Origin of the sequence: Streptomyces sp. NPDC046716 (genome assembly GCF_040645755.1) — a bacterium.
Taxonomy (GTDB): Bacteria; Actinomycetota; Actinomycetes; order Streptomycetales; family Streptomycetaceae; genus Streptomyces.
The window spans coordinates 26,006-37,405 of the sequence record NZ_JBEYYU010000077.1 but is presented as its reverse complement, the minus strand read 5'-3'; the positions used below and the strand labels follow the sequence as shown (position 1 = coordinate 37,405).

The 11,400-nt window shown below is 69.7% G+C and carries 9 protein-coding genes and 1 pseudogene; 5 read left to right on the top strand and 5 right to left on the bottom strand.

Annotated features, from left to right (window positions below; genetic code table 11):
- Positions 1–286: 286 nt before the first annotated feature.
- Positions 287–1,255, top strand: a complete 969-nt coding sequence (locus tag ABZ930_RS36595; RefSeq protein ID WP_361558172.1) for an LLM class F420-dependent oxidoreductase — start codon at positions 287–289, stop codon at positions 1,253–1,255.
- Between the two features lie 23 nt (positions 1,256–1,278).
- On the top strand, positions 1,279–1,653 hold the full coding sequence (locus tag ABZ930_RS36590; protein WP_361558170.1) for a hypothetical protein: 375 nt from the start codon (positions 1,279–1,281) through the stop codon (positions 1,651–1,653).
- A gap of 68 nt (positions 1,654–1,721) precedes the next feature.
- Here the strand turns inward: ABZ930_RS36590 and nrfD are convergent, their stop codons facing one another.
- Genes nrfD through fdh form a run of 3 tightly spaced genes read right to left on the bottom strand, consistent with a single transcriptional unit; the run spans position 1,722 to position 6,903 of the window.
- Positions 1,722–2,693 carry an NrfD/PsrC family molybdoenzyme membrane anchor subunit gene (gene nrfD / locus ABZ930_RS36585; protein ID WP_361558167.1) on the bottom strand — a complete coding sequence of 324 codons (972 nt, stop codon included), beginning with the start codon at positions 2,691–2,693 and terminating at the stop codon, positions 1,722–1,724.
- Positions 2,690–3,637, bottom strand: coding sequence for a 4Fe-4S dicluster domain-containing protein (locus ABZ930_RS36580; RefSeq protein WP_361558164.1), 948 nt, complete (start codon positions 3,635–3,637; stop codon positions 2,690–2,692). The genes nrfD and ABZ930_RS36580 overlap by 4 nt, the downstream gene beginning before the upstream one ends.
- The gene (gene fdh, locus ABZ930_RS36575; RefSeq protein WP_361558161.1) at positions 3,634–6,903 is read right to left on the bottom strand and encodes a formate dehydrogenase; all 3,270 of its coding nucleotides are present in this window, start codon (positions 6,901–6,903) and stop codon (positions 3,634–3,636) included. The genes ABZ930_RS36580 and fdh overlap by 4 nt, the downstream gene beginning before the upstream one ends.
- A gap of 177 nt (positions 6,904–7,080) precedes the next feature.
- On the opposite strand from fdh, the gene ABZ930_RS36570 reads away from it, so the two are divergent.
- From ABZ930_RS36570 to ABZ930_RS36560, 3 genes and pseudogenes are all read left to right on the top strand, one after another.
- Positions 7,081–7,545: a hypothetical protein gene (locus ABZ930_RS36570; protein WP_361558158.1), complete on the top strand. Its 465-nt coding sequence runs from the start codon at positions 7,081–7,083 to the stop codon at positions 7,543–7,545.
- Between the two features lie 35 nt (positions 7,546–7,580).
- Positions 7,581–8,711, top strand: a complete 1,131-nt coding sequence (locus ABZ930_RS36565) for a glutathione-independent formaldehyde dehydrogenase (protein WP_361558155.1) — start codon at positions 7,581–7,583, stop codon at positions 8,709–8,711.
- A gap of 1 nt (position 8,712) precedes the next feature.
- Positions 8,713–8,985: pseudogene (locus ABZ930_RS36560) on the top strand (transposase family protein); the annotation flags it as partial.
- A 73-nt stretch (positions 8,986–9,058) separates the two neighbouring features.
- Here ABZ930_RS36560 and ABZ930_RS36555 read toward each other — a convergent pair.
- Both ABZ930_RS36555 and ABZ930_RS36550 read right to left on the bottom strand, forming a co-directional pair.
- Complete coding sequence (locus ABZ930_RS36555; RefSeq protein ID WP_361558152.1) at positions 9,059–10,204, bottom strand: SMI1/KNR4 family protein; 1,146 nt, start codon at positions 10,202–10,204, stop codon at positions 9,059–9,061.
- Between the two features lie 384 nt (positions 10,205–10,588).
- On the bottom strand, positions 10,589–11,044 hold the full coding sequence (locus ABZ930_RS36550; protein ID WP_361558150.1) for a VOC family protein: 456 nt from the start codon (positions 11,042–11,044) through the stop codon (positions 10,589–10,591).
- Positions 11,045–11,400: the final 356 nt, after the last annotated feature.

The window sequence follows — 11,400 nt, the reverse complement described above, 5'->3', positions numbered from 1 at the left end:
TGACGCGCTCCTCTCGTCGGGCGGAGGGTTCTCCACCAGGGGCTCACACCGTGCGGCGTCCCGCCAGGTGACCGTCCGTGGCGGAGGGCGCCCCGGGTACCCACGGCCGGAGACGCGACGCATGTCCCACGGTCGGCGCACGGGTGCGGAAGGGAGCCTGGTGGGTCACGCTGGGCGAGGTGGCTAAGCGGACGACTGCACCTCACTTGTCTGGGAACCCGCGGAGCCGCGGCCCCGCGCCATCGGGCGAGACAGGGCGCGTCAGCCGATCGATCTGGAGGACACCGTGGTGGACATCGGATACACGATGATGACCGAGCAGGCGGGACCCCGCGATCTCCTACGGCACGTGCTCGCCGCCGAGGACGCGGGCTTCGACTTCTCGGTCACCTCCGACCATTTCTCGCCCTGGCTGTCCGAGCAGGGGCACGCTCCGTACGCGTGGGCCGTCCTCGGCGCCGCCGCGCAGGCCACGTCCCGTATTCCGTTGATGACGTACGTGACGTGCCCGACCACGCGCTACCACCCGGCGGTGGTCGCCCAGAAGGCCGCGACGCTGCAACTCCTTTCACAGGGCCGGTTCCGCCTCGGGCTGGGCTCCGGTGAGAACCTCAACGAGCACGTGGTCGGCGGGGGCTGGCCGGCACCGGCGGTGCGGCTGGAGAAGCTCGAGGAGTCCGTCGGCATCATCCGTGCGCTGTTCGCGGGTGAGGAACTCACGCACCGCGGGCGGCACTTCGAGGTCGACCGGGCCCGGCTGTGGGACCTGCCGGACACCCCTGTGCCGATCGGGATCGCCGTGTCCGGCCCGGCTTCCTGCGCTGTCGCCGGGCGCACCGCCGACCTGGCCATCGCGACCGAGCCCCGGGGCGAGCTGCTCGACGCCTTCGACCGTGCCGGCGGCAGCGGCAAGCCCCGGGTGGGCCAGCTGCCCGTCTGCTACGACCCCGACCGGTCGGCCGCCGTCACCCGCGCCCACCAGCAGTTCCGCTGGTTCGCCGGTGGCTGGCGGGTCAACGCCGAGCTCCCGCATCCCGTGTCCTTCGCCGGTGCGACCGAACTGGTCTCGCCCGAGGACGTCGCCAAATCCATCCCCTGCGGCGACGACGTGCCGGAATTCGTCGAAGCCGTCCGGCCCTTCGCCGAGGCGGGTTTCACCGAGGTCGCACTCGTGCAGATCGGCGGCGACCACCAGGACGCCTTCTTCACCTGGGCCCGCGAAAAACTTCTGCCCGCTCTTCGGGCAGCCCTCTGACCCGACGAATCAAGGAGATCATCATGGCCCCCGACAACCACCTGGTCACCGTGACCCTCAGCGACTGCGGCGACCGTGACGCCCATACCGTGCTGTCGCATCTCGCGGCGGAGTTCCCGGACCGCTCCCCCGCTCCGGACACGCTCGAGGCCGGCGGCGCCTCCCCCACCGTCTGGACGGCGGAGTTCGACGCCCTCGCCGACGGACCGAGCACGGCACCCAAGACCGGGCCGCGCGCCATCGACGGCTCCGTCTCCGTGACCGCGCAGGGCGCGCCGAACGATGTCACGACCCTGCGGGCGGCGCTGGCCCGGGCCTTCACCGTCGACGACGAGGGATCGACCTCCGGCGACCAGGAACTCGACTCCCGATTCCGGGTCACAGCCAGGAAGGGATGAGGGGCAGAGGCGGCGCGACGCACGCACTTCGGCTACCTGGTCGGTTCAACTCCGGGCAGGCCTCCGCCTCACCGCCGATCACCATCGTCCTCGGGATCGCGGCCTGCCGCCGCGTACTGCGGGCCGACCGTGTACCGGGGATCCTCGGCCGACGCGATGCCTGCCGCGAAGATGCCGAACCGTGTGCACGCGGAGCCGGCGAGGAGGGCCAATCCCGCCGCAACGGCCGCCGAGCGGCTGCGGCGACCGACAAGAGCCGCGCCCGCCGCGCCCGCGACGGTGAGGCCCTCCGCGCAGCGCAGCAGCGTTCCCGCACGACCGGACCGGTAGGTCTCCGCGACCATACCGAGGTCGCGCTCGGCCGCCCGGAGCGCGACCTGCTCGGACGCGGCGGCCAGCACCGCGGCACAGGTCGCCGGGGTGTTCTCCCGCGTGGGGCCCAGGACGAGAGCCATGCCGGACGCGGCCGCGGTGGCCGATGCGGCGAAGACGTAGGGCAGCTGCCGGTGGGCGCCGTGCCAGGCGGGTACCGCGGTGTCCGCCGCCAGGACTCCGGTGTAGGTGGCGAGCGCGGGACCGAGCAGTGCGGCGCCGGTCGTCGCCGCCGCGCCGGTGCGGGGCAGCCGGCCGGTGACGGCGGTCAGTGCGGCGACACCGGCCGCGGGGCCGTAGGCGCTGAGGATCCAGGAGCCGACGCTCATCGGCGAGGTCGGCTTGATGACCCGCAACATGTTCGGGAAGCGGCTCGGCACACCGAGGTCGTTGACGAGCGCGGCGGCGGACAGGGCGACCGACGCGAGCGAGGACACCTTCAGCGCGGTGGCCGTCGTCGGCCGCCCGGTGAGGTGCGCGCCTGCCGCGAGCACCGAGCCCGCTCCGGCGAGGCCGCCCAGGAAGAAGTAGCCCGCGATGTCGCGCGCCGCCCAGGACGGGGCCTTGATGATCGGCCTGCCGTAGTACGAGCCGAACTCGGCGCGAGGCACCATGAGTTCCTCGCCGCGTCCCTTGCGGCCGCGCCGCCGCGATCCTGTCGCGCTCATCGCCGTGCCTTTCCTCGCAGGACGGCCGGGACCGCGAAGGACATCGCCAGACCACCGGCCAGGGACAGTGCCGCAACGCCCGCGTGCTTCCACATGGCGGGGAGGTCCCGGGTCGTGACGACCGGGTCCGGGGGCAGCCCGTAGACCTCGGGCCGGTCCAGGAGAAGGAAGAACGCTCCGTCGCCGCCGACGCCGTCCTCGGGGTCGTGTCCGTAAAGGTGCGCCTCGCTCACCCCCGCCTCGTGCAGTTGGTCGACGCGCAGGGCGGCCCGCTCACGCAACTCGTCGAGCGGGCCGAACTGGATGGACTCGGTCGGGCAGGCCTTCGCGCAGGCCGGTTCCTGGCCTGCGCCGAGACGGTCGTAGCAGAGGGTGCACTTGAACGCCCGGCCGTCGGAGGGCCGTTGCTCGATGACGCCGTACGGGCATGCGGGCACGCAGTAGCCGCAGCCGTTGCAGATATCCTCCTGCACGACGACGGTGCCGAACTCGGTGCGGAAGAGCGACCCCGTGGGGCACACGTCGAGGCACGCGGCGTGCGTGCAGTGCTTGCACACGTCGGACGACATGAGCCAGCGCATGTCGGAGGCGCCACCGCTGTCCTGTGCCGGGGCGTCCCCCGCCCCGCCCGGTTCCGTTCCGGCCATGGGCAGGACGGTGCGTCCTGCCGGGGAGGGCGGGCCGTCGGCGGGTGCCGACTGTTCGATGAACGCCACGTGCCGCCAGGTGGAGCTGCCCAGGCCCTGGGTGTTGTCGTAGCTCATGCCGCTCAGCGACAGCCCGTCCTCCGGGATCGCGTTCCACTCCTTGCACGCGACTTCGCAGGCCTTGCATCCGATGCAGACGGACGTGTCGGTGAAGAACCCCACCCGTGGCGGGGCGTCCTCGTGGCCCGCGTCGCGCGCCGGGTCCGGTTCTGGGCCGCTGAGCAGATTCCGGGTCACTTCTTCGGCTCCGTTCCCGTCTCGTCGGTGATGCCCGCCCTGCGGCGGTACGCGGCGACCAGCTTCGGCAGGTCCGGGCCCCGTGGGCGCCTGCCCGCGATGATGTCCGCAGTGAGCGCCTTGTCCTCCTGGATGTGGGAGTTGGGATCGAGCGCTATGGCGACCAGTTCGTTGGCCGCGTCGCCGGTGGCCACTCCGTTCGGTCCCCAGTGGAACGGCAGCCCGATCTGGTGCACCGTCCGCCCGTGCACGGTCAGCGGCTTCAGCCGTTCGGTCACCATCACCCGCGCCTCGATGGCGTTGCGCGCGGTGACGATGGTGGCCCAGCCGCCGTGCACGAGCCCGCGCTCCGCGGCGAGTTGGGGGGAGAGCTCGCAGAAGAACTCCGGCTGCAGCTCGGACAGGTAGGACGACCAGCGGCTCATTCCACCCGCGGTGAAGTGCTCGGTCAGGCGGTGCGTGGTGACGACGTACGGGTAGACGTCGGCGCCTGGTTCGTCGCCGCTCGGGTGGTAGCGGTTGCCCTCGCGCGGGCGCAGCTGCCGGGTGGGCGAGCGCGACCACGAGGGATACAGGGCGTTGACGAAGGGCGAGTCCTGCGGCTCGTAGTGGGTCGGGAGCGGTCCGTCCTCGAGGCCGGCCGGCGCGTACAGCCAGCCCTTGCCGTCGGCCTGCATGATGAACGGGTCGTCGCCGCGCAGCGCGTCGGGCCCGGTGGCGCCGTCCGGCGGCACGTAGTCCGGGCGCCGGTCGGGCACGAAGTCGGGGACGTCGTGGCCCGTCCACTTCGCGGCGGCCTCGTCCCACCACACGTACGACTTGCGGTCGCTCCAGGGCGTTCCGTCCGGCGCGGCGGACGCGCGGTTGTACAGGATGCGCCGGTTCGCCGGCCACGCCCAGGCCCAGTCCGCGGCCACCCAGTCCTGTTCCGTGTGCGGGGTGCGGCGGGCCGCCCGGTTCACACCGTCGGCGAATACACCGCAGTAGATCCAGCAGCCGCACCGGGTCGATCCGTCGTCCTTCAACTCGGTGTAGGCGGACAGCGGTTCCCCGTCCGGGCCATGGCCGTTGATCTCAGCGAGGACCGCCGCGGCGACGGGTTCGCGCAGCGGGCCGTCCACCGGATAATCCCAGGTCAGATCCTGCACGGCCCGGTCCATGGGGTCCTCGGACGCGGCCAGTCGCTCCTTGATGCGCCGGCCCAGGTGGTACATGAACCACAGGTCGCTGCGGGCGTCGCCGTCCGGCTCGACCGCCGCGTGGTGCCACTGCAGCCAGCGGTTGGTGTTGGTGAACGAGCCGGACTTCTCCGTGTGCGCGGCGGCGGGGAAGAAGAAGACCTCCGTGCCGATGTCCTCGGTGCGCATCTCCCCGGTCTCGATCTCCGGGCCGTCCTGCCACCAGGTCGCCGACTCGATCAGGGAGAAGTCCCGGACGACCAGCCACTCCAGCTCCGCCATGCCCTTGCGCTGCAGACGGGTGTTGGCCGAGCCGACCGCCGGGTTCTCGCCCATCAGGAAGTAGCCCTTGCAGGTGCCCTCGAGCTGGGCGAGCACGGTGTCGTACGTGCTGTGGGAGCCGGTCAGCCGCGGGAGGTGGTCGAAGCAGAAGTCGTTGTCCGCCGTGGCGGCGTCGCCGTAGTACGCCTTGAGCAGGCTGACGAAGTAGGCGCGCATCTCGCCCCAGAAGCCCTTGTCCGTCCGACTGGCCGTGACGAACGCGTCCAGGTCCTCGTGGGCGTGCGCGTGCGGCATCGGCAGATAGCCGGGGAGCAGGTTGAACAGGGTCGGGATGTCACTGGACCCCTGGATGGAGGCGTGCCCCCGCAGTGCCTGGATGCCGCCGCCGGGGCGGCCGATGTTTCCGAGCAGCAGTTGCAGGACGCTGGCCGCGCGGATGTACTGCGACCCCACGGAGTGCTGCGTCCAGCCCACCGCGTAGGCGAAGGCGCTGGTCCGCTCGCGCCCGGAGTTGGACGTCAGCGCGTCGCACACCTCCAGGAAGGTCTCCCGCGGTACGCCGCAGGTCTGCTCGACGAGTTCCGGGGTGTAGCGGGCGTAGTGCCGTTTGAGGATCTGGAAGACGCAGCGGGGGTGCTGAAGGGTCTCGTCCCTGGCCGGGTCGGAGTGGGCCTGGGCGCCACCCGAGCCCTGCGTCTCCGCTCCCCCGGCGGCGCTGATCCTGGCCTGGGCGTCCTCGCCGACGCGGCGCTCGTACTGCTCGTCGACCTCGCCGGTGGGCTGCTGCACCTCCTCGCCCTCGTACTGCCAGCTCTCGGGGTCGTAGTGGCGCTGCTCCTCGTTCAGGCCGGAGAAGATGCCGCCGAGGTCCTCGGTGTCCTGGAAATCCTTGCTCACCAAGGTCGCCGCGTTCGTGTACGCGAGCACGTACTCGCGGAAGTCCTTCTCCTCGGTCAGGACGTGGTTGATGATGCCGCCGAGGAAGGCGATGTCGCTGCCCGCGCGGAGGGGGACGTGCAGGTCCGCAAGCGCGCTGGTGCGGGTGAACCGCGGGTCGACGTGGATGATGCGCGCGCCCCGCGCCTTGGCCTCCATCACCCACTGGAATCCGACGGGGTGCGCCTCGGCGAAGTTCGAGCCCTGGATGACGATGCAGTCGGCGTGCTGCAGGTCCTGCATGAACGTGGTCGCGCCGCCGCGTCCGAAGGAGGAGCCGAGTCCCGCGACGGTGGAGCTGTGACAGACCCGTGCCTGGTTCTCCACCTGGACTACGCCGAGCCCGGTCAGCAGCTTCTTGATCAGGTAGTTCTCCTCGTTGTCCAGCGTCGCGCCGCCGAGGCTGGCGATCCCGAGCGTGCGGGCCGTGCGGAGTCCGTCGTGTTCCCACTCCCAGGTGCGGCGCCGGGTCTCGACCACGCGGTCGGCGACCATGTCCATCGCCGTCTCCAGATCGAGCGGCTCCCAGTCACGCGCGTAGGGGCGGCGGTAGAGGACCTCGTGGCGGCGCGCGGATCCGGTGGTGAGCTGGAGCGTTGCCGACCCTTTCGGGCACAGGCGTCCCCGGCTCACCGGGGAGTCCGGATCGCCCTCGATCTGGACGACCCGGTCGTCCTTGACATAGATCTCCTGGCCGCATCCGACCGCGCAGTAGGGGCAGACCGACTTCACGACCCGGTCGGCGGTGTCCGTCCGCGGGCGCAGGGTCTCGCTGCGCCGCGACATCGCGGCCGAGCCCCGCCCCAGCGGGTCGGCCCCGGTGATCTGGCGGAGGACCGGCCAGCCGAGGATCCGATTCCGAGCACCCATCGCTCCTCCAAGACTCACGGCACGTGACGAGTCTCGTGCGGACCCGTGCGGCCGGCGACTTCAAGCACTACAGCGCGTGACCGGGGCGGTGCGCCCGTCGCCAGGTACCCCTCCCCCGGCGGGCGACACTTCCGCCTCGCTGCCGCATGTCCTCCTCGGCTCGGGGATCCGGGCGGTGTGTCGGACTGCAGCATCTGCTGGCTCCGGCGACGGACGCGGTGTCCACGGGACGACTCGTCCGAGGCCGAAGGCGCCTACGAGGAGGACGAGCCCAGCGACGAGCCCGAAAGCGCCGACGCCGATTTCGAGGACGAGGACGACTACTCAGACGAGTCCGACAGCGAGGAGCGCTTCGAGGACGACGAGCACGAGTCAGAGCGATACGAGGACGAGGAAGCCGACGAGCGGTACGACGAGGAACCGGAGGCGGACGAGGAGGAACCGGCGCCGGCGTGCCGTGAGCGGGGCCCACCGATGACACCGCGAGCGGTTCTCCCCTGCGTACCGAGTGACAGCGGGGCCGGCATCGCCGTGCCCGGCACAAGGAACTCGCGAGGGCACGCGCCCGTGCGTCATCACCACGGGCGTGGGTACCCCGGTGTCGGACCGCGATATTCCGGTCCTGCCGGCACGCACCGGTGACTCGGGTGAAGCCACAGACAGGGATGGTGAGAACGATGAAGGCACTCGTGTACGAGGGACCGCGGGAGGTGCAGGTCAAGGACGTTCCCGACGCGAAGATCGAGCGTCCCACCGACGTCCTCGTACGGATCACATCCACCAACATCTGCGGGTCCGACCTCCACATGTACGAGGGCCGCACCACGATGGAGCCCGGCCGCATTCTGGGCCACGAGAACCTCGGAGAGGTCATCGAGGTCGGCACGGGAGTGGACCGGGTACGCGTCGGTGACCGTGTGTGCCTGCCCTTCAATGTGGGGTGCGGATTCTGCGCCAACTGCGAGCGGGGCTTCACCGGGTTCTGCCTCACCGTCGACTCCGACACCCCGGGCGGTGCGTACGGATTCGCCGAGATGGGCACCTACTCCGGCGGTCAGGCCGAGATCCTTCGGGTGCCGTGGGCGGACTTCAACTGCCTGGTGCTCCCCGAGGACGCCGAGGAGCGCGAGAACGACTACGTGATGCTGGCCGACATCTTCCCCACCGGCTACCACGCCACGGAGCTGGCCGACGTGTCGCCGGGCGAGTCGGTGGTCGTGTACGGCGCGGGGCCGGTCGGGCTCATGGCCGCCTACTCGGCGCGGCTGCGCGGGGCGGCCCAGGTGATCGTGGTGGACCGGCAGTCCGACCGGCTGCGGCTCGCCGAGAAGGCCGGGGCCATAGCGGTGGACGACTCCGCCGGTGACCACGTCGAGCGGATCAAGGAGCTGACCGACGGCGGAGCCGATAAGGGCTGCGAGTGTGTCGGCTACCAGGCTCACGACCCGCAGGGCAACGAGACACCCGAGTCGACGATGAACGACCTGGTGGCATCGGTACGCGCGACCGGCGCCATCGGCGTCGTCGGCGTGTTCCTGCCCCAGGACGAGGGCGCCCCGACGAAGCTCACGCAGGATGGCAAGCTGCCCTTCGACTTCGGCCAGTTCTGGTTCAAGGGGCAGCGCATCGGCACAGGGCAGGCCAACGTCAAGAAGTACAACCGCTACCTGGGCAACCTCATCCACCACGGCCGCGCCGAACCGTCGTTCATCGTCTCCCACGAACTCCCCCTCTCCGAGGGAGCGGATGCGTACCGCAAGTTCGACGACCACGAAGACGGCTGGACCAAGGTCGTACTCAAGCCTTGACCGGATCTGCGAGCGCCAGGGCGTTCCCATCCTGGCCGATCTCGCCTACCAAGGCGCAGGACCGTGGCTGACGACCGGCATCAAACGCAAGCCACTCCAGGAACTCACTCCCACCGAGAAAGCCCTCAATCGGGCGCTGGCCGCAGCACGAGCGCCCGTTGAACGCGGTGTCGCGAGCCTGAAGTCCTGGCGGATCTTCCGCAGGTCCCGGTGCAGCCCCAACCGCATGACGTCAATCGTGAAGGCCATCCTCACGCTGGAGCGGCAGCGCTGAAGATCCTTCGTGAGCGCTTCGTCTGGCGACAACCGCCACATGAAGCGCTCACGCGGAACCGAAACTCCTGGGGTCAGTCCTGATCTTGGTGGTACTGGGCCGCGTACCAACTGGAGTCGATGGCGGGGTTGCGCAGCGCCCCCCAGAATCGGTCGTCAGGTATCGGTGGCAGGGGCTGATTGCCCAGGTCCGCGTGCAGGTCCGCACGCCAGTCGAGTGTGAAGTGACTTCGGGTCTCCGCGCTCTCGCACACGGACCTGTACGGGGACCCCCAGATCCCGAGGGCTATTTTCTCCGCGGCCCACCTGCGTGTGTGGTCTCGGCCGGTGTCGGCCTGTGCGAGCAACGCGCGGAGTCGCAAGGCGAGCGGGCCGGTCTGGTCCGGCTGCGGCGGGGCCACACCGCACTCCCACGCGTCCAGGGCTGTCTTGACCTCCGGGTAGTTGTAAAGGCCCGTTTCGACCGCCAGTCTTCGCAGTTGCTTCCGCGCGGCGTCGACCACCTGCTCATACGGCAGGACTGCGATCAGCGCACCGAGTTCCTCATGCCCGTCCAGGTGGCTCACGTGGAGGAGGTCGGTGGGACTGAAGGACAGGTCCAGTTCTGGCAGCTGCTCACCCGGTGCGGGAAGGGGCTCGTCGGCACTGTACTGCGGCCTGGCAGGCGGACGCGCCTCCCAGAACAGCCGGCCGTTGAAGGTGACGACTCCCACGTCTTGGCCGCGCTCAAGCGTGCCGGCCAGTTCGGCCAGATACTCACCCAGCGAGTCGGCCTCTCCGAAACTGGTGCCGGTCTCGTCGAAGAAGCGCCCGATCGCGCCGAAGGAGTTCCGCCCGGTACGACAATCCATCAGAAGACCGTCCGACATCACGTCGCAAGAACCGAACTTCACGAAATCGTGAAGCCAGTAGTCCTCGGTCTCCCCGTCGGGGCCCTGATCGATGCCGCGCATGAACCCGGTGTCCCCGAGGATTCCGCTCACTCCGAGCAGCCGGTCGCCCGTGCTGAAGCGGAAAGCCTCAGGCCCCTCCAGCGCCCCGTTGTGCCACAGGAGTGAAGCAACCAGGTCCGGAGGAAAGGTGACCCCCAGTTCCTGCTGCGCTGCTGCGATCTCCTCGCCGCCTGCGGGCGGCCGAAGCGTGGCAAACGTGCGGGGCGCGTGCTCGCGCAGCCACGCGTCGATGCGAGTCCATGAGTCCTGGACCAGGTCTGATGTCATAGAGCCGACCTTAGAACCAGCGGCTGACAACAGCTTGATCGTCGCTCACCGGCCTTGCCGCCGGGTTGGCGTTCAGGCCGGCAAGCTTCGAGCGGCCCCTTGTCCCGGCTCACCAAGCCGCTGGCACCGGACGCTGCAGCCGCCCATTCGACGCTCAAACGCTCAGCCGCAATCACCCGATCAGTGTCCAACTCGAAGAAGCTCATTGGTGACCAGCTCACTGACCACCAGTCAGGTCACGCTCCCGGTCACCCACGCTGACACGATGAATCCTGGCAGCTTCGCTGAGGAGGTCGGCAGCGTAATGGCGGGTGTCCGCAGTGAGCCGTCGCGAGTAACGTCGTTGAAAAGCTGTAACGGAAAGACGTTGCCAGGTCGTGGAGTTCAGTCTGTTTTAGGAGCCTGGCGTACGGACGAGCGCACGGTGAAGGAATGGCCCGCAGGGTCTGCGAACTGGCGAACTGCGCCCTGGTCGCCGCGATCCGAGGCGTCGACGGGGGTGCCGCCCAGCGCCACGATCCGCCGCTCCACAGCATCGATGTCGCGCTCCTCGACCAGAAAGTCGAGATGTGCCTGCAGGGAGTCCTCAGGGCGCGGCCAACTGGGCGGCGTGGCATTGAGGTCACGGCGGAAGGCGATACGCAGACCGCCCGGTGACTGGATGTCCGTGCGATTGCTGGTAGCACCTGGGCACTCGTCGGCGCCCAGGAGCTGGCGGTAAAATTCAGCAAGACCATCCGGGTCGGAGCAATCGAGCACGATCGCACCGGACTTGACCAGAGCGGCTTCCTGATGAAGTTCGCCGACGGATTCCTCTCCGCTGCTCTGCGCTGCCCTCATGAACGCTCACCCTTCTTCCGCCTACACACCAGCAGGCAGCGAGTACCACACCCAAGCTGCATCACACTCAAGGGCAGGAAGAGACTGCCGCGGCAGACATCGTGGGTTTCGAGGCTGGCGAACGCCCTTCGCCGGCGAACGCATAAAGGCCGAGGAGGTCATGCCCAGCGATGGAGGGCAAGGCCCGCTCCATGCGCGCCTTCCCTCGACGCCGACGTGTCCTTCAGCGTGAGCGTCACCGGCTTCCTCGAAGACCGACTGGCCGCCGACCTGCTGCCCGAGGCATGAAAGTGAGAGCGCGCTGGTCCACTCCCGGCGGAGGCGGGCATGGGCCCGGTGCGATGCGCTGTGAGTCG